30 protein-coding genes and 1 tRNA gene are annotated in these 23,305 nt (G+C 67.5%); 17 read left to right on the top strand and 14 right to left on the bottom strand.

Annotated elements, in window-relative coordinates; all coding sequences use genetic code 11:
• Positions 1 to 45: 45 nt before the first annotated feature.
• The 5 genes from BOQ54_RS08510 to BOQ54_RS08490 form a co-directional block, all read right to left on the bottom strand.
• Positions 46 to 672 (bottom strand): PRC-barrel domain-containing protein, encoded by a 627-nt coding sequence (locus BOQ54_RS08510; protein WP_063186135.1) that lies wholly within the window; start codon positions 670 to 672, stop codon positions 46 to 48.
• A gap of 228 nt (positions 673 to 900) precedes the next feature.
• Positions 901 to 1,794 carry a protein-L-isoaspartate O-methyltransferase family protein gene (locus BOQ54_RS08505; protein ID WP_083585936.1) on the bottom strand — a complete coding sequence of 298 codons (894 nt, stop codon included), beginning with the start codon at positions 1,792 to 1,794 and terminating at the stop codon, positions 901 to 903.
• Positions 1,795 to 1,909: 115 nt separating this feature from the next.
• Positions 1,910 to 2,260 (bottom strand): RidA family protein, encoded by a 351-nt coding sequence (locus tag BOQ54_RS08500; RefSeq protein ID WP_055458444.1) that lies wholly within the window; start codon positions 2,258 to 2,260, stop codon positions 1,910 to 1,912.
• A gap of 96 nt (positions 2,261 to 2,356) precedes the next feature.
• Positions 2,357 to 3,115 (bottom strand): SDR family oxidoreductase, encoded by a 759-nt coding sequence (locus BOQ54_RS08495; RefSeq protein ID WP_055458445.1) that lies wholly within the window; start codon positions 3,113 to 3,115, stop codon positions 2,357 to 2,359.
• Between the two features lie 232 nt (positions 3,116 to 3,347).
• Positions 3,348 to 3,432, bottom strand: a tRNA-Leu gene (locus BOQ54_RS08490).
• Between the two features lie 319 nt (positions 3,433 to 3,751).
• Here BOQ54_RS08490 and lipB point away from each other — a divergent pair.
• From lipB to BOQ54_RS08465, 5 genes are all read left to right on the top strand, one after another.
• Positions 3,752 to 4,429, top strand: a complete 678-nt coding sequence (gene lipB / locus BOQ54_RS08485) for a lipoyl(octanoyl) transferase LipB (RefSeq protein ID WP_096335188.1) — start codon at positions 3,752 to 3,754, stop codon at positions 4,427 to 4,429.
• Between the two features lie 139 nt (positions 4,430 to 4,568).
• A complete protein-coding gene (locus BOQ54_RS08480) occupies positions 4,569 to 6,176 on the top strand; it encodes a carboxyl transferase domain-containing protein (RefSeq protein WP_071923702.1) in 1,608 nt (535 codons plus the stop codon).
• Between the two features lie 175 nt (positions 6,177 to 6,351).
• Entirely contained in the window at positions 6,352 to 6,846 is a 495-nt protein-coding gene (locus BOQ54_RS08475) for a CAP domain-containing protein (protein ID WP_157672318.1), read from the top strand.
• Positions 6,847 to 6,978: 132 nt separating this feature from the next.
• Positions 6,979 to 8,382, top strand: coding sequence for a magnesium transporter (gene mgtE, locus BOQ54_RS08470; RefSeq protein ID WP_055458449.1), 1,404 nt, complete (start codon positions 6,979 to 6,981; stop codon positions 8,380 to 8,382).
• 36 nt (positions 8,383 to 8,418) lie between these two features.
• Complete coding sequence (locus BOQ54_RS08465; RefSeq protein WP_245316328.1) at positions 8,419 to 9,201, top strand: glycoside hydrolase family 25 protein; 783 nt, start codon at positions 8,419 to 8,421, stop codon at positions 9,199 to 9,201.
• A 52-nt stretch (positions 9,202 to 9,253) separates the two neighbouring features.
• Here BOQ54_RS08465 and BOQ54_RS08460 read toward each other — a convergent pair whose 3' ends face one another.
• Positions 9,254 to 10,435 carry a GNAT family N-acetyltransferase gene (locus BOQ54_RS08460; protein WP_083585935.1) on the bottom strand — a complete coding sequence of 394 codons (1,182 nt, stop codon included), beginning with the start codon at positions 10,433 to 10,435 and terminating at the stop codon, positions 9,254 to 9,256.
• Between the two features lie 47 nt (positions 10,436 to 10,482).
• Positions 10,483 to 11,778, bottom strand: a complete 1,296-nt coding sequence (locus BOQ54_RS08455; protein WP_055458452.1) for an oligosaccharide flippase family protein — start codon at positions 11,776 to 11,778, stop codon at positions 10,483 to 10,485.
• 262 nt (positions 11,779 to 12,040) lie between these two features.
• Between BOQ54_RS08455 and BOQ54_RS08450 the strand changes: the two genes are divergently transcribed.
• The 5 genes from BOQ54_RS08450 (at position 12,041) to BOQ54_RS08430 (ending at position 16,905) form a co-directional block, all read left to right on the top strand.
• Complete coding sequence (locus tag BOQ54_RS08450) at positions 12,041 to 13,213, top strand: isovaleryl-CoA dehydrogenase (RefSeq protein ID WP_055458453.1); 1,173 nt, start codon at positions 12,041 to 12,043, stop codon at positions 13,211 to 13,213.
• 492 nt (positions 13,214 to 13,705) lie between these two features.
• On the top strand, positions 13,706 to 14,542 hold the full coding sequence (locus tag BOQ54_RS08445) for an aspartyl/asparaginyl beta-hydroxylase domain-containing protein (RefSeq protein ID WP_082831534.1): 837 nt from the start codon (positions 13,706 to 13,708) through the stop codon (positions 14,540 to 14,542).
• 54 nt (positions 14,543 to 14,596) lie between these two features.
• A complete protein-coding gene (locus tag BOQ54_RS08440; RefSeq protein ID WP_071923700.1) occupies positions 14,597 to 15,433 on the top strand; it encodes an aldo/keto reductase in 837 nt (278 codons plus the stop codon).
• Positions 15,434 to 15,561: 128 nt separating this feature from the next.
• Positions 15,562 to 16,080 carry a lysozyme inhibitor LprI family protein gene (locus BOQ54_RS08435; protein ID WP_157672593.1) on the top strand — a complete coding sequence of 173 codons (519 nt, stop codon included), beginning with the start codon at positions 15,562 to 15,564 and terminating at the stop codon, positions 16,078 to 16,080.
• 33 nt (positions 16,081 to 16,113) lie between these two features.
• Positions 16,114 to 16,905, top strand: coding sequence for a YdcF family protein (locus tag BOQ54_RS08430; protein WP_063186067.1), 792 nt, complete (start codon positions 16,114 to 16,116; stop codon positions 16,903 to 16,905).
• A 6-nt stretch (positions 16,906 to 16,911) separates the two neighbouring features.
• On the opposite strand, the gene BOQ54_RS08425 is transcribed toward BOQ54_RS08430, so the two are convergent.
• Both BOQ54_RS08425 and BOQ54_RS08420 read right to left on the bottom strand, forming a co-directional pair.
• Complete coding sequence (locus BOQ54_RS08425) at positions 16,912 to 17,187, bottom strand: DUF3253 domain-containing protein (RefSeq protein WP_055461054.1); 276 nt, start codon at positions 17,185 to 17,187, stop codon at positions 16,912 to 16,914.
• Positions 17,188 to 17,218: 31 nt separating this feature from the next.
• Positions 17,219 to 17,917, bottom strand: coding sequence for a DUF599 domain-containing protein (locus BOQ54_RS08420; RefSeq protein WP_083585934.1), 699 nt, complete (start codon positions 17,915 to 17,917; stop codon positions 17,219 to 17,221).
• A 144-nt stretch (positions 17,918 to 18,061) separates the two neighbouring features.
• Between BOQ54_RS08420 and BOQ54_RS08415 the strand changes: the two genes are divergently transcribed.
• Positions 18,062 to 18,490: a rhodanese-like domain-containing protein gene (locus BOQ54_RS08415; RefSeq protein WP_055461056.1), complete on the top strand. Its 429-nt coding sequence runs from the start codon at positions 18,062 to 18,064 to the stop codon at positions 18,488 to 18,490.
• A 37-nt stretch (positions 18,491 to 18,527) separates the two neighbouring features.
• Entirely contained in the window at positions 18,528 to 18,869 is a 342-nt protein-coding gene (locus BOQ54_RS08410) for a DUF6665 family protein (RefSeq protein ID WP_071923698.1), read from the top strand.
• Between the two features lie 86 nt (positions 18,870 to 18,955).
• On the opposite strand, the gene rpsI is transcribed toward BOQ54_RS08410, so the two are convergent.
• The 4 genes from rpsI to BOQ54_RS19725 form a co-directional block, all read right to left on the bottom strand.
• Positions 18,956 to 19,438, bottom strand: a complete 483-nt coding sequence (gene rpsI, locus BOQ54_RS08405) for a 30S ribosomal protein S9 (protein ID WP_055461058.1) — start codon at positions 19,436 to 19,438, stop codon at positions 18,956 to 18,958.
• 2 nt (positions 19,439 to 19,440) lie between these two features.
• The gene (gene rplM / locus BOQ54_RS08400) at positions 19,441 to 19,905 is read right to left on the bottom strand and encodes a 50S ribosomal protein L13 (protein WP_055461059.1); all 465 of its coding nucleotides are present in this window, start codon (positions 19,903 to 19,905) and stop codon (positions 19,441 to 19,443) included.
• Positions 19,906 to 20,111: 206 nt separating this feature from the next.
• Positions 20,112 to 20,555 (bottom strand): PaaI family thioesterase, encoded by a 444-nt coding sequence (locus BOQ54_RS08395; RefSeq protein ID WP_071923697.1) that lies wholly within the window; start codon positions 20,553 to 20,555, stop codon positions 20,112 to 20,114.
• A complete protein-coding gene (locus BOQ54_RS19725) occupies positions 20,525 to 20,707 on the bottom strand; it encodes a hypothetical protein (RefSeq protein WP_145979747.1) in 183 nt (60 codons plus the stop codon). The genes BOQ54_RS08395 and BOQ54_RS19725 overlap by 31 nt, the downstream gene beginning before the upstream one ends.
• On the opposite strand from BOQ54_RS19725, the gene BOQ54_RS08390 reads away from it, so the two are divergent.
• The gene (locus tag BOQ54_RS08390) at positions 20,682 to 21,497 is read left to right on the top strand and encodes an enoyl-CoA hydratase (protein WP_063186059.1); all 816 of its coding nucleotides are present in this window, start codon (positions 20,682 to 20,684) and stop codon (positions 21,495 to 21,497) included. The two genes, BOQ54_RS19725 and BOQ54_RS08390, sit on opposite strands and share 26 nt — an antisense overlap.
• Entirely contained in the window at positions 21,494 to 22,075 is a 582-nt protein-coding gene (locus tag BOQ54_RS08385; RefSeq protein ID WP_071923696.1) for a CoA-binding protein, read from the top strand. Before BOQ54_RS08390 ends, BOQ54_RS08385 begins: the two co-directional genes overlap by 4 nt.
• Here BOQ54_RS08385 and BOQ54_RS20030 read toward each other — a convergent pair.
• Entirely contained in the window at positions 22,069 to 22,236 is a 168-nt protein-coding gene (locus BOQ54_RS20030; protein ID WP_157672362.1) for a hypothetical protein, read from the bottom strand. The genes BOQ54_RS08385 and BOQ54_RS20030 overlap by 7 nt on opposite strands.
• Positions 22,237 to 22,292: 56 nt before the next feature.
• Here BOQ54_RS20030 and BOQ54_RS08380 point away from each other — a divergent pair, with 56 nt between their 5' ends.
• Genes BOQ54_RS08380 through BOQ54_RS08370 form a run of 3 tightly spaced genes read left to right on the top strand, consistent with a single transcriptional unit; the run spans position 22,293 to position 23,305 of the window.
• Positions 22,293 to 22,619: an ArsR/SmtB family transcription factor gene (locus tag BOQ54_RS08380; RefSeq protein WP_055461063.1), complete on the top strand. Its 327-nt coding sequence runs from the start codon at positions 22,293 to 22,295 to the stop codon at positions 22,617 to 22,619.
• Positions 22,616 to 23,026: an SRPBCC family protein gene (locus BOQ54_RS08375; RefSeq protein WP_071923695.1), complete on the top strand. Its 411-nt coding sequence runs from the start codon at positions 22,616 to 22,618 to the stop codon at positions 23,024 to 23,026. The genes BOQ54_RS08380 and BOQ54_RS08375 overlap by 4 nt, the downstream gene beginning before the upstream one ends.
• 48 nt (positions 23,027 to 23,074) lie before the next feature.
• Positions 23,075 to 23,305 carry a hypothetical protein gene (locus tag BOQ54_RS08370; protein WP_055461065.1) on the top strand — a complete coding sequence of 77 codons (231 nt, stop codon included), beginning with the start codon at positions 23,075 to 23,077 and terminating at the stop codon, positions 23,303 to 23,305.

The raw sequence follows: 23,305 nt of genomic DNA, 5'->3' as shown, positions 1-23,305 counted from the left end.
CTTGTCCGACGCGTGCGGCCGCACGCGCCCTCAGCTACGCGGCGCTCACTGCTTGGGCGCCGTCGTGGCCGGCGGAGCGGTCGGATCGGCTGGGCGGGTCGAGCCCGTGCTCATGCGGTCCTGCTCGGAGCGAATGTCCGCGAGGGTCTTGAAGGCCGGAGCCTGCTCAAGCTGCTCACGGGTGGCCGACAGCATGATCTTCTCGACCTCGCCTTCGGCGTTCTTCGACACCTGCAGTTCCGAGAACGGGATGGCGACATTCTTCTGGCCAATGCCGAGGAAGCCGCCGACACCGATCACGGCCGCGTCGGCCTTGCCTTCCTGATCGAGCACGACGTCGTTGATCTCACCGATCGTCTTGTCGTCCGTGCCGACCACCGACTTGCCCATCAGGTTCGAGACCATCCACTGGGCCTCGCCCTGGGCAGTCACAAAGCCGGCTGGGGCGCCAATGGCGGGGGCTGCGGCCGATGTATCCGGCGCCTTCATTTCCGTGCCGCCCTGCATGTTCGGCGCCGTGCTCGGCGCGCTCTCAGGCGCAGCGCCAGGCGCTTGCGGCTGAGTTACCGGCGGAGTCGGCTCGGGCGTCGCCGGAGCCGTGGTCTGCGCGACCGCCGGCACGGCCAGCAGCAGGGCTGCGGTTGCAACAGTGATACCGAACTTGGTTCGCATGACGGAGATCCTCTTTTCTGCCGACCATCGTCAGGACGCACGGTCCCTGCACGCAACGCCGCCATGGGCGTACGCGCTCAGGTCGGCCTGGTTCGCGTGCTTTCCGTTTTCGAACCGTGGATGCATGTTCACGCCTCGCTATCCACGTTCGCCAGATCAACATCCGAACGGCGCCGTTGGTTCCGGCGGATCGACGAAAAGTTGTCGGTATGGCGCCGGGCGGCTGCGCTAGAGATCAAGCGGGCGCGAAGACAGCCACCAGCCGTCTCCCAGAGCGACCGCCGGATCGGAGCCGGACGGCACCCCCCGGTGCAGAGCCCGGACGGACATGAGCCTGCCGGCTGCCGAAGCCTCGGCGAGCCTTCCATCGACGCCGGCACTGACCGGCAAGGCCGGTGGCGCGACGGTGACGCGGGCAAGCGGCGCGACGGCGAAAACATCGCCCCGTCGCGACAGGCAGACGAGCGCGCCGCGCCCGAAGGCATCGGTCAGCGGAAAGACGATCCGCCCACCGTCCTTCACCGCCGCAAGCCACGCCTCGTCGGGGCCGGTTCGGGCCGCCTCGCAATAGACCGCGTCACAGACACGCAACGGCCCGGATGGCTTTTCCGTCACGCTCGCCTGCGGCCACGGCGCGAGAGCAGATCTTGCCCGCTCGGCAAGCACGCGATCGCCCTCATGAGCGTCCACACGACCCGTTCCGCCCACGAGTTCCGCCATGACGGCGCTGTAATAGCCGGTGCCGCAGCCCATGTGGGCGACCGTCTGGCCAGCGCGAAGGCCGAGCGCTGCAATGCCAAGGGCGTGCCGCGAGGGTTCGCCATCATCCCTTCCGCGCACCGGCTGGCACTCGATCGCGATGTCGGAATAAACGTGCCGCAGATCGGAATCAGGCGTCATCTCGCTGCCGAACGGCGTCACGAGGCGCCAGGGGCCAGGCCCCAGGAAACGCTCGCGAGGAACCGCCGCGAAGGCGTCGCGAAGCCGCGGGTCACTCACGACGAGGCGCATCGTGACCTGCCGGGCGTAGCGGTGCCTCAGACGGACGACGTCGGCCTGCACCTTGCCTCCGGTCGGTTGCGGCATCTTCTGCCATGAGGGGCCGGGCGAGGCGCTGCTCATAGCCCGACATTCTGACAGTCTGATGAAGCTGCCCGCCGTGGCAAGGGCGATCCGCCACGAAGAAAAGGCGCGGCACCCGGATGCCGCGCCTTTCGCTCTCAGCCGCTGCCCGGGCTCAGCGCGCCGCGACCACCATGATCTCGACCCTGTAGGCCGGCGTCGCGAGCTTGGCCTCAACGGTGGCGCGGGCCGGCGTATTGCCCTGCGGCACCCAGGCGTCCCACACCTCGTTCATCTTGGCGAAATCGGCCATGTCGGCCAGCCAGATGTTGGCCTTGAGGATCTTGGTCTTGTCGGTACCAGCCTTCTTCAGCGTCTCGTCGATCTGGGCGAGGATCTGGCGGGTCTGGCCGGCCGTGTCCTGCGAGGTGTCGTCGGCGACCTCACCCGAGAGAAAGACGAGATTACCGTAGGCCACCGCCTCGCTCATGCGTGGGCCGACGCCGATGCGTTCGATCGAAGACATGTTCACTCCTGAGGGTCAGACAAACGGACGCCTCCGCTTACCCTGCCCCGCCCGCCGCGGGAAGCCCCCGGTGGGTACAACGGGCCCCGTGCCGCCTCAGCCGCGGCCGACGAAAGGCATCTTCGTCGCCATCACGGTCATGAAGAGGACATTGGCCTCGAGCGGCAGGCTCGCCATGTGCAGCACCGCATTGGCCACGTGGGCCACGTCCATCAGCGGCTCCTTCCTGATGGAGCCGTCCGCCTGTGGCACGCCTTCGGCCATCTTGGCGGCCATGTCGGTCGCCGCATTGCCGATGTCGATCTGCCCGCAGGCGATGTCGTATTTGCGCCCGTCGAGCGAGGTCGAGCGCGTGAGACCGGAGATCGCGTGCTTCGTCGCCGTATAGGGCGCGGAATTGGGCCGCGGCGCATAGGCCGAGATGGAACCGTTGTTGATGATACGTCCGCCACGCGGGTTCTGATCCTTCATGATCCTGAAGGCCTCCTGCGTGCACAGGAAAGGCCCGGTGAGATTCGTATCCACCACCGCCTTCCACTGCTCGAAGGTGAGATCCTCGAGCGGCAGGCCGGGCGCCGAGACGCCGGCATTGTTGAACAGCACATCGAGCCGCCCGAAACGCTCCTTGCAGGCGGCGAAGAGAGCCTTGACGGACGCCGGATCGGTCACATCCGTCGAAACGGCCAGCGCCTGCTCGGCGGGGGCGCCCGCGAGGCGGATCGTCTCTTCCAGCGCCTCCTTGCGGCGGCCGGCGAGGACGACGCTGTAGCCGTCCTTCAGGAAGGCGAGCGCCACCCCCCGCCCGACGCCGGAGCCCGCCCCCGTGATGAGTGCCACCTTGCCCTTCGATGCCATGCGACGTCTCCCTGTCCCCGGCCGCCCCGCGGCGCTGGTCCGATCTGAACCGGTTTAATGGGGAAAGACTAGCCCGTGCCTGCGGCAATGTGGAGGCCGACGGGCGGCATGCCGGCAATGTGGAGAGGGAATGCTACGAGGCTGCCTCGAACTGGCATGGACATGCCGAGTCACAAAGCAAAACGGCGATCCCGCAGGGGATCGCCGTTTTGGAGCCACCGGCTCGAAATCATGGTGCGGTCGAGAGGACTCGAACCTCCACTCCTCTCGGAACTACCACCTCAAGGTAGCGCGTCTACCAGTTCCGCCACGACCGCAACCGCTTCATGGAGACGCCCGTCTCCGGAAGCGGGCTGGGATGTAACAGATCGGTGTCGGCTCCACAAGTACCCCATTGCGGCCTGTGCAAAACGCCTCGCAGCACCGCAGAGGCCCCGTCCCGGCCGACGCCTGCTCCGTCGTTTCCCTGGCTCTTCGGGCACTCCGTCGGGGTTACGGGGCCGTGCCGCCACTTTCGAACTTGTCGAACGCCAAATCCCGCCCCACTTTCTGCGGCGGAGCCGCGCGGTCGCGTCGGCTTGCCACGGGATGGGGACGACTTCGTTGCTGAAGGCGAGAGACGAGTTGGGCGGACTGATGCTGCCGCAGGCGGGCGCGCCGCCCGTGGAGTGGCGCATCAGCGACGGCCGTGTCGGCTACGAGGAGGCCGTGGCGGCCATGGAGACCCGCGTCGCGGCGATCGCGGCAGGCGAAGCACCCGAATGCGTCTGGCTCCTGGAGCATCCGCCGCTCTATACCGCTGGGACCTCGGCCAACGACGCCGATCTCGTCGAGCCGGGGCGTTTCCCCGTCTTCCGCTCCGGCCGCGGCGGCCAGTTCACCTATCACGGGCCCGGCCAGCGCGTCGCCTATGTCATGCTCGACCTCTCGCGGCGCACGCCCGATCTTCGGGCCTTCGTCGCGGCCCTGGAGGCCTGGCTGATCGCCACGCTCGACGGCTTCAACGTGCGCGGCGAGCGGCGCGAGGACCGTGTCGGCGTCTGGGTGCGTCGCCCTGAGAGGGGGCCGGCCGTCGAGGACAAGATCGCCGCCATCGGCATCCGCGTGCGCCGCTGGGTCACCTTTCACGGCATCAGCCTCAACGTCGAGCCGGACCTTTCGCATTTCTCCGGCATCGTGCCCTGCGGCGTGCGCCAGCACGGCGTCACGAGCCTCGTCGATCTCGGCATTCCCGTCACCATGCCGGAGGTGGATGCCGCGCTCAGGGCGAGCTTCGAAGACATCTTCGGGCCGGCCATTCCCGTTCCGGCCTGAAGCCGGCCCGCTCGTCAATCCCGGAAACACCCTCTCCAAATGCGCCTTGGTATCGGCGCACGTTGCCGGATGGCGGGCACAGCGCCATAGTCCGCGCAACGGCCCGCAACGCGGGCGAATAGCTGTTGGGGAGGGACGCGTGCCGGCCATCGAGAGCGCGATCGATTCGACATCCGCCGATTTTCGCGCCAATGCCGCTGCCTGGGCCGAGCTCCGGGCGGAACTCGACGCCCGGCGAGCCGCCGTAGCGGCCGGCGGGCCGGCGAAGGCACGCGAGCGGCATCTGGCGCGCGGCAAGCTCCTGCCGCGCGAGCGCGTCATGCGTCTCATCGATGCCGGTTCGCCCTTCCTTGAAATCGCGCCGCTCGCGGCCTTCGGCATGTATGGCGATGCCATCCACGGGGCCGGACTGATCGCCGGCATCGGCCGGGTCGAGGGCCGCGAGGTCATGATCGTTTGCAACGATTCGACCATCAAGGGCGGCACCTACTATCCGATGACGGTGAAGAAGCACCTGCGCGCGCAGGAGATTGCGCGCGAGAACAGACTGCCCTGCATCTACCTGGTCGACTCAGGCGGCGCCAACCTTCCGCACCAGACCGAGGTATTCCCCGACCGGGAGCATTTCGGCCGCATCTTCTACAATCAGGCGACGCTGTCCTCGCTTGGCATCCCGCAGATCGCCGTCGTCATGGGCTCGTGCACGGCCGGCGGCGCCTATGTGCCCGCCATGTCCGACGAGACCATCATTGTGCGCCGGCAGGGCACCATTTTCCTCGGCGGCCCGCCGCTGGTGAAGGCTGCGACCGGCGAGGTCGTCTCGGCCGAGGATCTCGGCGGGGCCGACGTGCACGCCCGCCAGTCCGGCGTCGCCGACCACTATGCGGTGGACGACGTGCATGCCCTGGCGCTCGCCCGCCGCATCGTCGCCAACCTCAATACGGTGAAGAGGAGCGACATCGCCCTGACGACGCCGGCCGAGCCCGTCTACGACCCGGCCGAGCTCGAGGGCCTCGTGCCCACCGACCTCAAGAAGCAGTATGACATCCGCGAGGTCATCGCCCGGCTCGTCGACGGTTCCGACTTCGACGAATTCAAGCGCCTCTACGGCACGACGCTGGTAACCGGCTTCGCCCGTATCTGGGGCATTCCCGTCGGCATCATCGCCAACAACGGCATTCTCTTTTCCGAATCGGCGCTCAAGGGCGCCCATTTCATCGAATTGTGCTGTCAGCGGCGCATTCCGCTCCTCTTCCTGCAGAACATCTCCGGCTTCATGGTGGGACGCCAGTACGAGGCCGGCGGCATTGCCAAGGATGGGGCGAAGCTCGTCACGGCGGTGGCCTGCGCCCGCGTGCCCAAGATCACAGTGCTCGTCGGCGGCTCCTTCGGCGCCGGCAACTACGGCATGTGCGGGCGAGCCTATTCGCCGCGCTTCCTCTTCTCCTGGCCCAACAGCCGCATCTCGGTGATGGGTGGCGAGCAGGCGGCGAGCGTGCTCGCCACCGTCCGGCGCGACAACATCGAGGCCGAGGGCAAATCGTGGAGCGCCGAGGACGAGGAGGCCTTCAAGGCGCCCGTCCGCGAACGCTACGAGGAGGAAGGCAGCCCCTACTACGCCACCGCCCGCCTGTGGGATGACGGTATCATCCTGCCTTCCGAGACACGCCGCGTCTTGGGTCTCGCCTTCTCGGCCTGCCTCAATGCCCCGGTGGAGGAAACGCGCTTCGGCGTCTTCCGCATGTGAGGACCAGCGAAACGTCCCGCAGCCAGACGGGCAAGCAGCAGCGCCGGAAGAGCCGGAGTTTTCCGGCCCTCTTTGAACGGAAAATGGCCGCGGCCGCGGCATCATGGGCGTCTCGCGCCATATTTCCGCCGGGAGCGGGGCGGACAAGGCGCTGTCCCACCTGCCGAAAACCTTCATGAAAACCCCTGTCCTCCTCGTTTCGCTCGCCCTGGCGCTCGGTGCCTGCACTCTGGCGGGCGCCAGGCGCCAGAGTGTCGATTTGATCTCTTCCGAAGCTGCCCCGGCCGCGGCCGGGGCCGTTTCGCGCTTCCGGGCCGCAAGTGGCCTGGGGCCGGTGATGCCCGACGAGACGCTCAATGCGGCGGCGCGGCAGCAGGCCCGCGCCATGGCAGAGAAGGACGTGCTCTCGCATGATGCCGCCGGCTCGTTCTGGAGCCGCATGAACGGCACCGGGCAACGCTTTACGCACGGGGCGGAGAACATCGCGATGGGGCAGCGCTCGCTCGACGAGGTGATGGACGACTGGCGCCGTTCGGCGGAGCACCGCCGCAACATGCTACAGAACCCCGCCTCCCACATCGGCTTTGCCCACGCCCGGGCGGGCGGGCGCGACTATTGGGTGCTCGTCGTCGGCGGCACGGCGCCGCGCGGGCCGCAGCTCGGCCTGTGAGACTTCGTCTTCGCCCCTGAGGCGATCGGGCCACAGCGTCGGCATCGTGCAACAAAGCCGCGCGTGGGCGGTTGTCTTCCGCAAGGACGGCACCTAGAAGGGCGTCGAACCTCACACAGCGGGCGGATCAGCATGGTGAACGTCGAGCACGAGACGGCGCCCGAGGCGCTCGCGTTCCGGGACGAGGAAGGCAACGTCAATCCGACCTTCCTGGCGAGCGTCTCCGAGGCCATTGCCGATGGCAATGCCGAGAATCTGCGCCGCCTCGCCGCCCCGCTCCACGAGGCCGATCTGGGCGCCCTCATCGAGGCGCTCGACTATGACGACCGCCCGCGGCTCGTCGCGCTGCTCGGCAGCGATTTCGACTTCGCAGCCCTCACCGAAGTCGACGACGCGATCCGCGAAGAACTGCTCGAGAGCATCCCCAACGCCAATATCGCCGAGGGGGTGCGCGAGCTCGACGTCGATGATGCCGTCTACATCCTCGAGGATCTCGACGAGGCCGACAAGGCCGAGGTTCTCGAGCAGTTGCCGCCGCCCGAGCGCGTGGCGCTGCAGCGCTCGCTGGACTATCCGGAGGATTCGGCCGGGCGGCGCATGCAGACGGAGTTCATCGCCGTGCCGCCCTTCTGGACGGTGGGGCAGACCATCGACTACATGCGCGAGACCGAGGACCTGCCCGACACCTTCTATGAAATTTTCGTCGTCGACCCCGCCTACCAGCTGATCGGCACGGTGCCGCTCGACCGTCTCCTGCGCACCAAGCGCCCGGTGAAGATCAGCGACATCATGAACGAGGACCAGCATCTCATCGAGGCGACCGACGACCAGGAGAAGGCGGCACGGCTGTTCCAGCGCTACAACCTCGTCTCCTGCGCCGTCGTCGACGAGGCCAAGCGCCTCGTCGGTGTGATGATGGTCGATGACATCGTTGACGTCATCGAGGAGGAGGCGGACGAGGATTTGAAGGCACTCGGCGGCGTCAAGGGCGACGAGGAGCTGTCGGACACCATCTGGTACACGGTGCGCAGCCGTTTTCCCTGGCTCTTTGCCAATCTCGTCACGGCCATCGTGGCCGCCAACGTCATCCACCTGTTCGAGGGCTCGATCCAGCAGATGGTTGTGCTTGCCGTCCTGATGCCGATCGTCGCCTCCATCGGCGGCAATGCCGGCACCCAGACGATGACGGTGACGGTGCGCGCGCTTGCCACACAAGAGCTGCGCCGCTCCAACACCTGGCGCATCATCCGCCGCGAGGTCGCGGTCGGCATCTGCAACGGCGTGGGCTTTGCCATCATCCTCGGCACGGTGGCCGTGGTGTGGTTCGGCATCCGCGACCTCGGCTTCGTCATCGGCCTCGCCATCCTCACCGTCTTGTCGGTGGCGGCGCTGGGCGGCATCCTCATCCCGCTGACCCTGAATCGGCTCGGGGTCGACCCCGCCGTATCGTCAGGCCCCTTCGTGACGACGACGACGGACGTGATCGGGTTCTTCGCCTTTTTGGGGATCGCCACCCTGTGGTTCGGGCTTTCGTAAAGGGTTCGTCAATCTATTGAAACGAATCGTCGCGGCATGTCCCTTCCAATGAGCGCCCGCCGCCCGATGCTCCGCCGCCTCGCCGTCACCTCCCTCGTCGCCCTCGCCCTCGTCGCCTGCTCCTCGATCGACACGTTCTATCCCGACAAGGGTGACCGCAAGCCGCATCCAGGCGTCGCCAAGGCGCATCGCTACCCGATCCAGGGGATCGACGTCTCCCGCTGGCAGGGCGATATCGACTGGGCGGCCGTGCGGCGCGCCGGCACGCAATTCGTCTTCATCAAGGCGACCGAGGGTGGCGACCACATCGACCCGAGCTTCTACAAGAACTGGGCGGGAGCGCGTGCGGCCGGTATCCCGCGCGGCGCCTATCACTTCGTCTACTGGTGCCGTCCGGCACACGAGCAGGCGCAGTGGTTCCGCCAGCACATACCGAACGACCCGGACGCGCTGCCGCCCGTCCTCGACGTCGAGTGGAACGGCCATTCCAAGACCTGCCCGCAGAAGGTGCCGCGCGAGGTCGCGCTCGAAAAGATCCGGCTGATGCTGGCCGAGCTCGAGGCGCATACCGGCAAGCGGCCCATCATCTACACCGACATCACCTTCCACCAGGAGGTGCTGGAGAACGAGCTGCCCGGCTATCACTTCTGGCTGCGCTCCGTCGCCGCCGAGCCGGAGGAACGCTACAACAATCGGCGCTGGAGCTTCTGGCAGTTCACCACCACGGGCCGCGTGCCGGGCGTGACGGGCGACGTCGATCGCAACGCCTTCTACGGCACGGCCGACATGTGGGAGAAGTTCAAGAAGGGCGAGCTCTGAGGACCGGCCGGCGGGCGCTCGCGGGCCGGGGCACCGGCCCGTCTTCCGTCGCCTACTGCCAGAAGCGCTCGATCAGCTCCCTCGCCTGCTCGCGCAGACGCCGTGTCTGGCGCACGGTGAGGAGCATCATGTCGAAATACCAGCGCGGCGTGCTCGCCGTCGTGGCGAGGAACACGGCACCGACCTCCTGCTCCTCCAGCCAGTAGGCGGCGAGCGGATGGTTGGGCTGGGCGCAGGAATCGAGCCGCGTATAAGCCTTCTCGTCCAGCGTGCGGCGCAGGAGGTGAAGATCGAGCAGCGTGCCCGGGCTCGCCTGCGAGAAGCTCTCGTCATAGGCGCTCTTGGCGGCATAGACGACGCCGCTACGCACCAGATTGACGTTGATCGCCACGGCCCGGCCGGCGACGGCCAGAACATCGAAGGCGACGCCATCGGTGACGCGCTGCGGCCCGAACAGGCGCTCGCCGAACCCTTGAGTGGCTTCGCTCTTGGCAAGGGCGGTGCCCGCGGCTCCCTTCCAGCCGGCCACCTCGAGGGCGAGGAAATCCGCATAGGCGCGCGCCGCCTCGGGGCCCGGCCCCGGAACACTGTGGAAGGTCACATCGCCGTGGGATGCCAGAAGCTGCTCGGCGCGGCGCAGGTTGCGCCGTCTCTTGGACGAGTAGCGAGCAACATAGGCATCGTAGGAAAGGTCGCTCTCGACGGCCGGCCGCGCGTATCCGTACAGCCATGCGTGACTGAGGCCCTGCCTGGCCATGACGTTCTCAAGTGCGATCGACACGCCGCGCCCACGCGGCAGGCGGGGGCACTTGAGGACCGCGCCGCCCCGGCAGAGGTTGCCGAGATCGCCGAGGAAAGCCTCCCACACGCCTTCCGGATCGCTTTCGCAGATCAGGGGCGCGCTGGTGGCGGAGAACATATGGTTGACGTAGAGGCTCGGCAACGGCCAGAGGACGCCCTGCCTGAGCGCGCCGAACTGCAACGGGAACAGCCCGGCGAGCTCGCCCCCTTCCCTCCCGTCGCGCCAGATGGCGACGACCCAGAGCGTGCCCCCCTCGAGATGGCGGGCGGCCGCCAGCAAGGCGTCCGGCTCGTAGAACGGATTGGGCTCGATCGCCGACTTCGCCAGCCGCTCCCAGGCCTCGCGATGCGGCAGCAGGTCCGCCACCGTGGTCATGACGCAGCGATAGGTGGCATTGGGTGGATGCACGCTCCCGTGAATTGCGATCCTCATCGTTCCCTTCCCCCGAACCTGGTATGCTCTTGAGATCTGCTCCCCGATCACGATTGGCCTCTCGTTCCGACGCCATCGCCCGAGGCCGTCGCCGCGCGCAGGTGACCGCCAAGGAGGAGCCACGCACCGATGCCGAGGATCGCCGTCGTCGCCGCCATGGCGGCAAGGGAGGCGAGCCCCGCCCCCACGATGCCGAGGATCGGCACCAGGGCGAGCCCCGTCGCGACATTGACGACGAGCCCTGCGAGCTGGCCGACGAAGGTCCAGCGCTCGCGCCCGAGCACGTTGAGCAGGTCGTCGGCCGGCCCGACCGCGGCGCGGAGCACCTGCGCGGCGATGAGCAGCGGCAGCACCGCCGTGCCGGCGACGAAGGCCGCGCCGAAAAGGCCGAGGACGAAACCGCCGATGAGCCACAGCACGAGGCCGCCGACGAGCACCGGCACCAGCGTGACGATGGCCGCATGGACCGCGCGGCGCGCGAGCGCATGCCGGTCGCCGCTCGCTGCCATGGTGGCGAAGCGATAGCCCATTGCGGCACTGACCGAATATTCGACGAAGCCCAGCACCGAGGCGACACGGGTCGCGGCAAAATAGATGCCGACGGCCGCCGGCGGCAGAAAAGCGCCGAGCACGATGGTGTCGCCATAGGTGCGCAGAAGCCGCGCGCCGTCAGCGAGAAAGAGGAGGCCGCCCGAACGCAGCCATAGCGGCAGCACACGGCGCAGGTTCTTCTTCGGCCCATCCGCCCGAGGCAGCCGGCGCATGAGAAGGACGTGCTGGACGGCAGCCGCGATGACGAGGGCGACGAAGGTGGCCGCCATCGCCGTAACGGCCGTGCCCGGCCAGCCGAGGCCATGGACGCCAGCGACCAGGCCGAGCACGAGAAGCTGCCGCAGGATGTAGGGCGGGATGAAGGCGAGGCCGAGCCAGCCGCGCGAGCGTGCCGTGCCCTCGAGCAGGTCGGCATAGGCGAAGACGGGCACGCAGGCGGCGGCGATGAGGAAGGGCGCAACCCCGCCGGCCCAGCCGCCGGCAAGAAACGTCACAGCGGCGCCGACAAGGGCGAGAACGCCGGAGACGAGGGCGACGACCCGCCGCCCGACGGTGAGGAAGGCGTCGTGCAGGGCCATGTCGCCCTTCTGCCGGTAGCGCGGCAGGAAGCGCACCACCGTCTGACTGAAGCCGAAGCAGCCGGCGAAACCGCCGATCGTCACCCAAAGCCACGCCAAGGCGAAGATGCCGTATTCGGACGCGCCGAGGGCCCGTGCCAGCGCGAATTGCACCACGTACCCGATCCCCGCCGAGGCGACGCGAATGGCGAGCGTGGTCGCCGCCGATAGCACCTGACGCGAGGCCAGCCTTTGCGCCGCGCGGCGCCATCCCGCGGGAGCCTTCGGCTCGAGATGCTGCGGGGACGGTTGCAAGGGCGCTCCGGGGGCTTTCGGCACAAGGATGACCTCGAGGCTAGCCGCTCTCGCTTAACGACGGGCTAATGGGTGTGCGCGGGGCCGAGGCACCGGCTTGGCATCGACGCACGGCAGCATGCGCTGACAGGGTTCCTCCCAAACGCGTATAAGGGATTTAAGACGAGAGGAGGAAGCCGCCATGCTCAGCAACCGTCCGCAGGACTTCAACTTCGACCTCGGCGAGACGGCCGACGCCATCCGCGAGACGGTACACGCCTTCGCGCAGGACAAGATCGCCCCGCGCGCCGAGGAGATCGACCGCACCAACACCTTCCCGCGCGACCTGTGGCCCGAGATGGGCGCGCTCGGCCTGCACGGCATCACCGTGGAGGAGGAATTCGGCGGCGCCGGCCTCGGTTATCTGGAACATTGCGTGGCCATGGAGGAAGTCTCGCGCGCCTCTGCCTCCGTCGGCCTCAGCTACGGCGCCCATTCCAACCTCTGCGTCAACCAGATCCGCCGCAACGGCACGGCCGAGCAGAAGCGTCGCTACCTGCCCAAGCTCATCTCGGGCGAGCATGTCGGCGCGCTGGCGATGTCCGAGCCCGGCGCCGGCTCCGACGTCGTCTCGATGAAGACGCGAGCGGAAAAGCGCGGCGACCGCTACGTCCTCAACGGCAACAAGATGTGGATCACCAATGGGCCCGTCGCAGAGACGCTCGTCGTCTATGCCAAGACGGACCCCGAGGCCGGGCCGCGCGGCATCACAGCCTTCCTCGTCGAGAAGGGCATGAAAGGCTTCTCCACTGCCCAGAAGCTCGACAAGCTCGGCATGCGCGGCTCCGACACCTGCGAGCTCGTGTTCGAGGATTGCGAGGTGCCGGAGGAAAACGTGCTCGGCACGGTCGGCAAGGGCGTCAACGTGCTCATGTCCGGCCTCGACTACGAGCGCGTGGTGCTGGCGGCCGGGCCGCTCGGCATCATGCAGGCCTGCCTCGACGTCGTCATGCCCTATGTCCACGAGCGCAAGCAGTTCGGTCAGCCGATCGGCTCGTTTCAGCTCGTTCAGGGCAAGCTTGCCGACATGTACGTGACGATGAACGCCTGCAAGGCCTACGTCTATGCCGTGGCCAGGGCATGCGACAGGGGCGAGACGACGCGCGAGGACGCGGCCGGCGCCATTCTCTATGCCGCCGAGAAGGCGACGCAATGCGCCCTCGATGCCATCCAGCTTCTCGGCGGCAACGGCTACATCAACGACTACGCGACGGGCCGCCTGCTGCGCGACGCCAAGCTCTACGAGATCGGCGCTGGCACCAGCGAGATCCGCCGCATGCTCATCGGCCGCGAGCTGTTCGAGAAGACGAAGTAACCGCCGGCGGGCGCGAATCATAACCGCGGCGCTGCAATCGGCCATGACGTGCGACGGCTCCCCGTGTCATGCCCGCACTTGTCGCGGGCATTCACGCTTTTAAGAAAAAGAACAACGTCAAAGACGTGGATGGCCGGGACGAGCCCAGCCATGACCTTGCAGAGTGGACCACGAGCGCTTTCGAACTAGTGATGGTGCTTTCAAAAGTATTGGTTGATCTTCAGCCTGCATCAGCGCGCAGCTCTCCCGCCATAAAATCGCCATCGCCGACAATCGAACTGCCCGCGGCCGCAGTGACGGGCGCGCGCGCTCGCTGCTGTTTCGAACGGCTCCAATCTGCTGTCGACCCCGCTTCTCTTGCATGGAGTGGGCGATAGGATCGCATCCAGGACCGTTGCGGCCGTCGGCGGCTATCATTAGCTAACTACGGTTGAGCGCGGTTGAAACCGCAAGACCATATGCGCGGGGCACCCAGGAGCGGGAGCAGGAACTTTGAAGCAGGAAGCCCACAATCCCACGGCCACGGCCGGCGGCGCGACACAAACCTTCGGCACCGAGGGCATCGCTCCGATGGACCGGCCGAGCCTCGTCACGCGCGTGCTCATGGGCATCGTCGCCTGGGCCGAGAAGCTCAACCTCAAATATTCCAAGGTCGGCAACCCGCCCGTCTACGACAACGCCACCTTTCCCTGGGTGGCCGAGATCGAGCGCGAGTGGCCCCTCATCCGCGCCGAGCTGGAGAAGGTCCTGGTGCGCCAGGCGGACCTGCCCTCCTTCCAGGACATCTCCACGGACGTGAAGACCATCAGCACGGACACGGGGTGGAAGACCTTCTTCCTCGCCGGCTACGGCCTCACGTCAGAGCAGAACATCAGGCAGTGCCCCGAGACCTGGCGCATCGTGCAGAAGATCCCGGGCCTCAAGACGGCGATGTTCTCCATCTTCGAGCCCGGCAAGCACCTGCCGGCGCATCGCGGGCCCTACAACGGCGTGCTGCGCCTGCACCTTGGCCTCATCGTGCCCGAGCCGCGCGACAAGCTCGCCATCCGCGTCGACAAGCAGATCTGCCACTGGGAAGAGGGCAAGGCGCTCGTCTTCGACGACGCCTACAACCACGAGGCCTGGAACCACACGGACAAGACGCGCGTCGTGCTCTTCGTCGATTTCGTCAAGCCGCTGCGCTTCCCGGCGAACCTCGTCAACTGGCTGCTGCTCAACATCGCGGTCTTCACGCCTTTCATCCGCGAGGGGCTCGACAATCACAAAGAGTGGGAAAAGCGCTTCTATGCCCAGGCCGAGGCGCTGCGCAACAGCAAGGCCGCCGGCTGAGTTGCGTCCGCGGCTGGCCCGGCAACCGACGTCCCAACGAACGAGGTAATCCGCATGACAGCTCCGCTCGTCGAAGCCAATGGCGCCGCCATTCCCGCTCTCGGGCTCGGCACCTGGGAAGCAACGAATGACGCCTGCATCGCCGCCGTGCAGTGGGCGATCGAGGCGGGCTACCGCCACATCGACACCGCCGCCCGCTACGGCAACGAGGAGGCGGTGGGACAAGGCATCCGCGCCTCCGGCATCTCCCGCGACAAGCTGTTCGTGACGACGAAGGTCTGGTACGAGGACCTGTCCGAGAGCAATCTGATGCGCTCGGCCGAGGCCAGCCTCAGACGCCTCGGCCTCGATGCGGTCGACCTGCTGCTCATCCACTGGCCGAATGCCAGCATCCCGCTCAAGGAGACGATCAAGGCGCTCGGCCGGGCGAGGCGCGACGGGCTCACGCGCCACATCGGTGTCTCCAACTTCCCCGTCGCGCTGCTCGACGAGGCGGTGGCGCGCTCGGACGAGCCCCTGGTCGCCAACCAGTGCGAGTATCACCCCTACCTCGACCAGTCGAAGGTTCTCGATGCCTGCCGCCGTCACGGCCTTGCCTTCACGGCCTATTGCCCGCTCGGACGGGGCCAGTTGCTTGACGAGCGCGCGGTGGTCGAGGTCGCCGAGCGGCACGGCAGGACGCCGGCCCAGGTCGTGCTGCGCTGGCACGTCCAGCAGCCGGGGGTCGTCGCCATCCCGAAATCCGCCAATCGCGAGCGCATCGCGCAGAACATCGACATCTTCGACTTCGCGCTCGACGAGGACGAGGTGGCGCGGATCAGCGGGCTCGCCCGGCCCGACGGGCGCATGATCGATCCCTCCTGGGCGCCTGCCTGGGACAAGGCTGCATGAGGTCGCTAGCGGCGGTTGCCCTAGCCTTCCTCCGCCGGGCCGTGGCAGACACCGCCGCCCGACGGCGGGCTGCGGTCTGACGCGATGGTTCCACCAAGCAGGAACGCGATTCGATGCAGCAGCCTCCCATGCCGAGATCCGGTCGCCGTGCCGCTGCGGTGGCGACGGGCCTTCTCGCGATCGCCGTCGCGGGACTCGCCACCCTCTCCTCGGCGGCGGAGCCGGAAGGCACCGGCGGCACCATCGCCTCCGACCGCGACGCGATGGCCCAATGCCTCGGCGAGAGCGGCCGCGCCCCGTCCGCCTGCATCGGTTCCATCGCGCTCGTCTGCGCCCGGCGCGACGGCGGTGACCGTCATGCGGCGGAGATCGCCTGCTCACGCCGTGAGGTCGCCGTCTGGCGCGAGCGCATGACGAGCGCGATCGCCGCCCTCGACGGCAAGCTCGACGGGGCGGCACGCACCCACTTCACGGCCGTGCAGCAGGCCTGGGAGAGCTATGCGGACCTCAACTGCAGCTTCATCTCGCAGGCCTTCCCCGCCTCGCCGCGCGCGGCGGTCTTCGAGGCGGGCTGCGAGCTCAGGGAGGTGGCCGAGCGCACCATCCATGTCGAGCGACTGCTGCGGCGGCTGAGCGAGGCCCGCTGATCGGGGGCACCAGGCGGGCAATACGGGGCAGCCATGTTTTTCTATCTCTCGAAGATCTTCTGGTTCTTCGTCACGCCGAGCAACGTGCTGACCGTCATCGCGCTTGTCGGGCTCTTGCTGCTCTTCTCGCGCTACCGGCGCCTCGGCCACGGCCTCGTGGCCATCGGCATCGTCGGCTTTCTGATCGTCGGGGCCTCGCCGCTCGCCCGCATCTCGATGCGGGTTCTGGAGGACCGCTTCGCGGCCGTGCCGCGCCTCGATGGCGAGCCCGTCGCCGGCGTCATCGTGCTCGGCGGCGCCATCGGCATGAACCGCCATCAGATCAAGTTCACCGACGCCGCCGCGCGCATGACAGCGACGATCGAGCTTGCGCGTCGCCTTCCCGAGGTCCGCATCGTCTTCACCGGCGGCTCGGCCAGCCTGCTGACGGAAGAGGAATATACGGAGGCCGATGCGGCGCGGGCGCTGTTCACCGCGGTCGGCATGCGGACGGAGAATGTCCTCTACGAGGACCGCTCCCGCAACACGCGGGAGAATGCGCTCTTCACCCGCGACCTGGTGCAGCCGCAGCCGGGCGAGCGCTGGCTGCTCGTCACCTCGGCCTATCACATGCCACGCGCCGTCGGCTGCTTCAAGGCCGTCGGCTTCGATGTGGTGCCTTATCCGGTCGACTTTCATGCCGACGGCAAGCCGGACGACTTCTACCGCCCCTTCCGCACCTTCTCGGAGGGGCTGCGCCTCGCGGACCTCTCCACCAAGGAATGGGTCGGCCTCGTGGCCTACCGCCTGATGGGCTACACGCCGACGCTGCTGCCGGGCCGGTGAGCGGCTTCATTCCACATGCGGCAGGCCGATGCGGTAGATGCCGCGGAAGTCGTCGGGGTCGACCGGCTTGCCCTTGCGGTAGATGACGAGGCGTCCCTCGTGCGCGAGGGCCACGGCGACGCGCCGGACGGGCTGCATCAGCGGGCCCCAGCCATCCGGATGCGGGCCTGCGTAGGCACGGGCAACCACGGTCGGATCCAGCGTCTTGCCCGGTCCGCATGCAGCGGCGAGCGTAAGCATGAGGGTGGCGATTTCGGCGTCGCGAGTCGCATCGGCTTTCATCGCTCCTGCCTGCCTGTCCGGGGTCGCCGCGTCAATCGCGTTCGCGCACGTCGAGGGCGGCCCGCGCCTCCGACGAGAACTGGCGCCGCGCCATGACGACGAGCACCGCGGCCGTCGAGAAAAAGAAGAGATAGGGGCTTAGGAACCAGCCGAGATAGGCGAGCGCGAAGAAGAAAGCGCGCTGGCCGCGGTTGAAGTGGCGCCCCGCGACGACTGCCATCTGCCCCGCTCGCGCGGCGGCCGCCCGCGCCGGGACGTCCGGCGCGCGGCCCTTCTCCGCCGCCGGCGTCGCGCCGATGAGGATCGCGGCATAGTTGAACAGACGGTACGACCAGGAAAACTTGAAGAAGGCGTAGCCGAAGATGATGACGATGCCGATCACCTTCAACTCCCAGGCAAGGCGAGTGGTCTGCAGGCCAAAGGGCAGATCGGCAACGAGATTGAGCACCTCGTCAGTGGACCGCAGCAAGGCGAGCGCGCCACCGATGACGATGAGCGACGTGGAGGCGAAGAAGGCGGTGCCGTTCTGCAGCGTCGCCATGATGGTCGTGTCGACGATGCGCAATTCGCGCTCGAGCATCCGCGCCATCCAGACATGGCGATAATTGTTCATCATCACGTTGAGGCTCTGATCGGCCCAGCGCGAGTGCTCGACGACGATCTTGTAGCCGATCCAGGCAGCGACGAAAAAGCCGAGGGCGACATAATCCGCCGGGCTGAAAACCTCCACGTGCCATCCCCATATAGATGTCCAATCACGAATATCGTGCCCGATGGCCGGTGCGGGAACAATCGGCACGCCGCGATCTCCCCAAGGAAGAGGCGGTCGCGCTAGCATGGCCTGCCAGCCGCGGGCAGCGGGAGGATCAAGACGATGCCGCAGACCATCACCCTGGGATTCAAAACGATGCTCGCCGAGGCCGAGCGCGCCATCGAGACCATCGACGCGGCGGCAGCCATCGCCCTGCATGGCCGCGACGATGTCGTTTTTGTGGACTTGCGCGACCCGCGCGAGCTGGAGCGCGAAGGCACCATCCCCGGCGCTTTCCATTGCCCGCGCGGCATGCTGGAGTTCTGGATCGACCCGGAGAGCCCCTACCACAAATGCATCTTCTCGCAGGACAAGCGCTTCATCTTCTTCTGTGCCGGCGGCTGGCGCTCGGCGCTCGGCGCGGCGACGGCCGCGCGGATGGGGCTCAAGCCCGTCGCCCATCTCGGCGGCGGCTTCGCCGCCTGGCGCGAGGCCGGCGGGCCGACCGGGCGCTTCGAACTGCGGGAGCAACGGCCGGTGGCCGCGAAGTGATGCGGCAGCGATAAAGGCAATGTGAGCCGGGCAGCCGATGAGCCTGCGTCCCCCTCGCCTCACCTCCCGCGCCGATGCAACCGGCATGGCCAATGACGCCCTGCAGCAGGAGATGCTGCAAGAAAGCGCCTCCGCCCTCGGGCGTCTGGGGCGGGCGCTCGAAGCCGCGCTCGCCGCCATCGAGGCCTGCGATGCCGGCAGAGGCACCGACGCCGACCGGAAACGGCTGGTGCGGCAGGCGGGCACCGCGCTGTGGCACCTCGTCGTCCAGCGCGAGGCCTGCGGCCTGCGCTCGAGCGCCCAGCTCTACCGCGACTACCGGGTGCCGCAGGAGGTGATCAACGCCATGGGCATCGGGCCGCCGGCGGATAGGCGATAGTGGCCCGGTGCGCCCAGGCGAGAGCCGAAAACAAAAGGGCGGCCCGAGGCCGCCCTTTCGCGTGGAAAGCGTGAAACCCGAGGCGATCAACGCTTCGAGAACTGGAAGGAACGGCGGGCCTTGGCGCGGCCGTACTTCTTGCGCTCGACGACGCGGCTGTCGCGCGTCAGGAAGCCCTGCTTCTTGAGGACGGAGCGCAGCTCAGGCTCATAGTAGGTCAGCGCCTTGGCGAGGCCGTGGCGTACGGCACCGGCCTGGCCGGAGAGGCCGCCGCCGGTGACGTTGACCATCACGTCGTACTGGCCGACGCGCTCGGTCAGCACGAGCGGCTGCTGCAGGATCATGCGCAGTACCGGACGCGCGAAATAGACGTCGAGTTCGCGGTCGTTGACGACGATCTTGCCGGCGCCGGGCTTGATCCAGACGCGCGCGATGGCGTCCTTGCGCTTGCCGGTGGCATAGGCGCGGCCGAGCTTGTCGAGCTTCTGCTCGTGCACGGGCGCCTCGGGCGCGGCCTGCGGGGCGACGGCCTGCCCGAGATCGGAAAGGCTCTGGAGGGTCTCGGCCATGATCAGGCGCTCCTCACGTTCTTCGAATTGAGCGCGGCGACGTCCAGCGCCTCGGGCTGCTGAGCCTCGTGCGGATGCTGCGAACCGCCGTAGACGCGCAGGTTGCCGAGCTGCTTGCGGCCGAGCGGGCCGCGCGGGAGCATGCGCTCCACCGCCTTCTCGACGACGCGCTCGGGAAAGCGGCCCTCGAGGATGAACTTGGCGGTGCGCTCCTTGATGCCACCCGGATAGCCGGTGTGGTGGTAGTACACCTTCTGCTCACGCTTGCGGCCGGTGAACACCACCTTGTCCGCATTGATGACGATGACGTTGTCGCCGCAGTCGACGTGAGGCGTGAAGGACGGCTTGTGCTTGCCACGCAGGCGCATGGCTACGATCGAAGCGAGGCGGCCGACGACAAGGCCCTTCGCATCGATGAGCACCCACTTCTTCTCGACGTCGGCCGGCTTTGCCGAATAGGTCTTCATGGGTCTCTTCCGAGATGATGCAGAGACCTTCGCGAGGCCCCCGCGGGAACACTGCAACGGCGCCGCACAGGGCAGCGCCGTTCAAGGTGGGCGTGCTCTACATGAGGCCGGCGCCCGCGTCAAGCGCGGCGGCAAGGCGCCGACGCGGACAAACCGTTAAATATCAATTACTTACCTATAAAGGTATTATAATACCGCAATTTTCTTCACCGCGGCGGGATGGAATAGGTCCCTGTCGCATGGGCGACGGGCTCCTCCTCCCCGTCCGAGAAGATGGTGACCTCGCCGACGGCGAGGCGCTTGCCGAGCTTGAGCAGGCGGCAGTCGGCGAGAAGGTCGCGCCGGCCGGGCTTGCGCAGGAAGTTGAAGGACAGGTTGGTGGTGACGGCGAGGCCGACCGGGCCGATGGCGCCGAGGATGGCGACATAGAGCGCAAGATCGGCGAGCGCCATGATGGTCGGTCCCGAAATCGTGCCGCCCGGGCGGACGTGGCGCTCGTCGTAGGCGCAGCGCAGGCGCGCCGACATCGGCCCCACCGCCTCGACGCCATAGATGCGCCCGCCGGCGTGAACCTGGGGGAATTCCCTGTCCAGGAACGCCTCGAGCTCGGCCACGCTCATCACCGGCTGCAACTCTGCCCATGCCGCCATGCGCACATCCCCCTTCCCGTTTCATGGATCTCGACCATATTGCCTTGGTTGCAGCATGCGGTGATGCCGCCGACAATAGGCAGATCGGCAAACCGGCCTTCGGCGCCCGCGCCCGGCGAGGAATGCATGAATACCGAGACGACGATCGACACGCCCGTGCTCCTCGTGGAGGAGCCCGAGGAGGGCATCGCACTCCTCACGCTCAACCGGCCGAGGGCGCGCAACAGCCTGAGCGAGGCGCTAATGGCCGCCGTCAGCAAGGCGCTCGACGGCATCGCCAGCCGGCCGGACGTGCGCGTCGTCGTCCTTGCGGCCGCGGGCCCGGTCTTCTCCGCCGGGCATGACCTCAAGGAGATGACCGCCCACCGCGCGGACCCGGACCGCGGACGCGCTTATTTCAGCGACGTGCTCGGCACCTGCTCGGCCATGATGCAGCGTATCGTGCGCCTGCCGCAGCCGGTGATCGCCGCCGTCGAGGGCGTCGCCACCGCTGCCGGCTGCCAGCTGGTGGCGAGCTGCGATCTCGCCGTCGCGGGAGCGGCGGCGCGATTCTGCACGCCGGGCGTCCACATCGGCCTCTTCTGTTCGACGCCGATGGTCGCGCTGTCGCGCAACATCTCACGCAAGCACGCCATGGAAATGCTGCTGACGGGCGAGATGGTCGACGCGCAGGACGCGGCGCGCTTCGGCCTCGTCAACCGCGTCGTCGCCGAAGGCGAGGCGCTCGCGGCGGCGCTCGCCATGGCGCGCACCATTGCCGCCAAGTCGCCGCTGACGCTGAAGATCGGCAAGCGCGCCTTCTACGAACAGCTCGAGATGGGCCTGAGCGACGCCTACCGGCACGCCAGCGCCGTGATGGTGGAGAACATGCTGGCACGCGATGCCGAAGAGGGCATCGGCGCCTTCATCGAGAAACGCGAACCGAACTGGCAGGGCCGATGATCCCGAACGCCCCCTCCTCCACCCGGGCCGCGGCGCCCGGCGCCGTGGAGCATGACAATTATCCCGATGCCTATATCCGCGACATCCTGAAGAGCGTGAAGACGATCGCGCTCGTCGGCGCCTCGGCCAATCCGGCCCGGCCGAGCTATATCGTCATGAAATACCTGATCGAACGAGGCTACGACGTCATCCCGATCAACCCGGGCCTCGCCGGCAAGACCCTGCTCGGCAAGACGGTCTACGGCCGGCTCGCAGACATTCCCCACCCGGTCGACATGGTGGAGATCTTCCGCAACTCCGAGGCCGCGGGCCCGGTGACGGACGAGGCGCTGGCGCTCTCGCCGCGGCCCCGGGTCATCTGGCTGCAGCTGTCGGTGCGCAACGACGCGGCCGCCGAGCGGGCCGAGGCGCGCGGGCTCAAGGTCGTCATGAACCGCTGCCCCAAGATCGAATACGGGCGCCTCTCCGGCGAGATCGGCTGGCAGGGCATCAATTCGCGTATCATCTCGGCCAAGAAGCCGGCCATGGCCGACAAGGGCTTCCAGAAGCGCACCATCTTCAAGCCGGGCGATCAGTAAGCCGTTCGTTCGAGCGAACGGCGGAACACTTCGGCAGAACCTTTCTTTTCTCCTGCCTTTCTGATCATCGACGACCCGCCCGGACCGTTGCCAGCGGACCGACGGCGCTTGCCTTCGCTATTTCCATCGAGCACGCGCAGCATCGCCGGCAGGAAGCCCATTGACTCACCCATAGCTCGCCAGTTATGGATTATTCATAGCTGGAAAGTTATCGATCGTGACATCGCAAGCCCACGACCTCCTCTTCAGGACGCTCGCCGATCCGACGCGGCGCGCCATTTTCGAGCGGCTGTGCCGCGACGGCGACCAGACGGTCGCCGCGCTGACGGCCAAGGCGGGGGTCTCCCAGCCGGCGGTTTCGAAGCATCTCGGGATCCTGAAGCGGGCGGGGCTGGTGCGCGACCGTCACGAGGGCCGCCAGACGCATTACAGCGCACAACGTGCCGCCCTCGCCCCGCTGATCGACTGGACCAGGCAGATGTCGGGCTTCTGGCAGGCCAGGTTCGATGACCTCGAAGACCTGCTCAAGAGAATGGACCAATGAGCGACACAGCCACCGAACGCCTCCTCGTCGTCGTCGAACGGGAATTCCCCTACCCGCCGGAAAAGCTTTGGCGCGCCCTCACACAGCCGCACCTCATTGAGGAATGGCTCATGAAGAACGACTTCAAGCCGGTGGTGAACCACCGCTTCAACCTCACCGCCGACTGGGGCGCGGTCGACTGCCGGGTCGAGATCGTCGAGCCCGACAAGCGGCTGTCCTATCGGTGGGATACCAAGGACCTCGAAAGCGTCGTCACGTGGACACTGACGCCAACGGAGACCGGCACCCACCTGCGCATGGAGCAGACGGGTTTCCGGCCGGATCAGCAGTCCTATTACCGGGGCGCCATGGCGGGCTGGCCGCGGTTCCTCTCGGCGCTGGACGATGTTCTGTCGCGGATCGATTGAGGCCGCCGGTCGTCGAAGCCATTCCGGAAGGAAGAAAAGGACCTCCCGATGAATTGGAGCGCGTCGATCCGCCGTTTCCACCGGTGGCTGTCGGTTGCTTTCACCGTGGGCTTCATCGCCAACGTCGTCGCCACGTGGGGCGGCGCGGAGCCGCGCTTCTGGGTCCATCTCCTGGCGCTCGTCCCGCTCTTCCTGCTGATTCCCACGGGCCTCTACATGTTCGCGCAGCCTCATGCCGCGCGGTGGCGTACCATGCGCCACATCCCGCAGGAACAGTGA

This window comes from Chelatococcus daeguensis (genome assembly GCF_001887265.1).
GTDB classification, from domain to species: domain Bacteria; phylum Pseudomonadota; class Alphaproteobacteria; order Rhizobiales; family Beijerinckiaceae; genus Chelatococcus_A; species Chelatococcus_A sambhunathii.
Note: the sequence above shows the minus strand (reverse complement) of the source record. Positions and strands in the feature narration are given on the sequence as shown.

Bases quoted from the DNA above. Each gene is read 5' to 3' on its own strand.
- BOQ54_RS08510 (WP_063186135.1), bottom strand. From the start codon at position 672: ATGCGAACCAAGTTCGGTATCACTGTTGCAACCGCAGCCCTGCTGCTG.
- BOQ54_RS08505 (WP_083585936.1), bottom strand. From the start codon at position 1,794: ATGAGCAGCGCCTCGCCCGGCCCCTCATGGCAGAAGATGCCGCAACCG.
- BOQ54_RS08500 (WP_055458444.1), bottom strand. From the start codon at position 2,260: ATGTCTTCGATCGAACGCATCGGCGTCGGCCCACGCATGAGCGAGGCG.
- BOQ54_RS08495 (WP_055458445.1), bottom strand. From the start codon at position 3,115: ATGGCATCGAAGGGCAAGGTGGCACTCATCACGGGGGCGGGCTCCGGC.
- lipB (WP_096335188.1), top strand. From the start codon at position 3,752: ATGCTGCCGCAGGCGGGCGCGCCGCCCGTGGAGTGGCGCATCAGCGAC.
- BOQ54_RS08475 (WP_157672318.1), top strand. From the start codon at position 6,352: ATGAAAACCCCTGTCCTCCTCGTTTCGCTCGCCCTGGCGCTCGGTGCC.
- mgtE (WP_055458449.1), top strand. From the start codon at position 6,979: ATGGTGAACGTCGAGCACGAGACGGCGCCCGAGGCGCTCGCGTTCCGG.
- BOQ54_RS08465 (WP_245316328.1), top strand. From the start codon at position 8,419: ATGTCCCTTCCAATGAGCGCCCGCCGCCCGATGCTCCGCCGCCTCGCC.
- BOQ54_RS08460 (WP_083585935.1), bottom strand. From the start codon at position 10,435: ATGAGGATCGCAATTCACGGGAGCGTGCATCCACCCAATGCCACCTAT.
- BOQ54_RS08450 (WP_055458453.1), top strand. From the start codon at position 12,041: ATGCTCAGCAACCGTCCGCAGGACTTCAACTTCGACCTCGGCGAGACG.
- BOQ54_RS08440 (WP_071923700.1), top strand. From the start codon at position 14,597: ATGACAGCTCCGCTCGTCGAAGCCAATGGCGCCGCCATTCCCGCTCTC.
- BOQ54_RS08435 (WP_157672593.1), top strand. From the start codon at position 15,562: ATGCCGAGATCCGGTCGCCGTGCCGCTGCGGTGGCGACGGGCCTTCTC.
- BOQ54_RS08430 (WP_063186067.1), top strand. From the start codon at position 16,114: ATGTTTTTCTATCTCTCGAAGATCTTCTGGTTCTTCGTCACGCCGAGC.
- BOQ54_RS08425 (WP_055461054.1), bottom strand. From the start codon at position 17,187: ATGAAAGCCGATGCGACTCGCGACGCCGAAATCGCCACCCTCATGCTT.
- BOQ54_RS08415 (WP_055461056.1), top strand. From the start codon at position 18,062: ATGCCGCAGACCATCACCCTGGGATTCAAAACGATGCTCGCCGAGGCC.
- BOQ54_RS08410 (WP_071923698.1), top strand. From the start codon at position 18,528: ATGAGCCTGCGTCCCCCTCGCCTCACCTCCCGCGCCGATGCAACCGGC.
- rpsI (WP_055461058.1), bottom strand. From the start codon at position 19,438: ATGGCCGAGACCCTCCAGAGCCTTTCCGATCTCGGGCAGGCCGTCGCC.
- rplM (WP_055461059.1), bottom strand. From the start codon at position 19,905: ATGAAGACCTATTCGGCAAAGCCGGCCGACGTCGAGAAGAAGTGGGTG.
- BOQ54_RS08395 (WP_071923697.1), bottom strand. From the start codon at position 20,555: ATGGCGGCATGGGCAGAGTTGCAGCCGGTGATGAGCGTGGCCGAGCTC.
- BOQ54_RS08390 (WP_063186059.1), top strand. From the start codon at position 20,682: ATGAATACCGAGACGACGATCGACACGCCCGTGCTCCTCGTGGAGGAG.
- BOQ54_RS08385 (WP_071923696.1), top strand. From the start codon at position 21,494: ATGATCCCGAACGCCCCCTCCTCCACCCGGGCCGCGGCGCCCGGCGCC.
- BOQ54_RS20030 (WP_157672362.1), bottom strand. From the start codon at position 22,236: ATGGGCTTCCTGCCGGCGATGCTGCGCGTGCTCGATGGAAATAGCGAA.
- BOQ54_RS08375 (WP_071923695.1), top strand. From the start codon at position 22,616: ATGAGCGACACAGCCACCGAACGCCTCCTCGTCGTCGTCGAACGGGAA.
- BOQ54_RS08370 (WP_055461065.1), top strand. From the start codon at position 23,075: ATGAATTGGAGCGCGTCGATCCGCCGTTTCCACCGGTGGCTGTCGGTT.